The organism is Bartonella sp. MR168JLCBS, assembly GCF_042194175.1.
Genome location: NZ_JBHIMP010000585.1, coordinates 326 through 565 on the forward strand (window position 1 = coordinate 326; position 240 = coordinate 565).

At 35.8% G+C, this 240-nt stretch carries 1 pseudogene; it reads left to right on the forward strand.

Annotated features, from left to right (window positions below):
* Nucleotides 1-200: pseudogene (locus tag ACFIK8_RS12855) on the forward strand (peptidase); the annotation flags it as partial.
* Nucleotides 201-240 lie beyond the last annotated feature (40 nt).

Genomic DNA, 240 nt, shown 5'->3' on the forward strand with positions numbered 1-240 from the left:
TATCCGCGCACCAACTTGCCAAGCTCCATAAAAATGGCTTTTTAGGATTGATTTTTGCCCATCTTATGTCAACGCACAATCTTTTAAAGATACTCTCTTTAAAAGGCGAAAAACATATGACCAATCATAAAGAACAAGCTTCAAAAAAGAATGATTACGCCAATAGCGAAAAACCTAAAAAGAAAGAGACCTTCAACTAGAAATGCCCCCAAAAGATGACAGTAGAAAAGGCAAAAATGT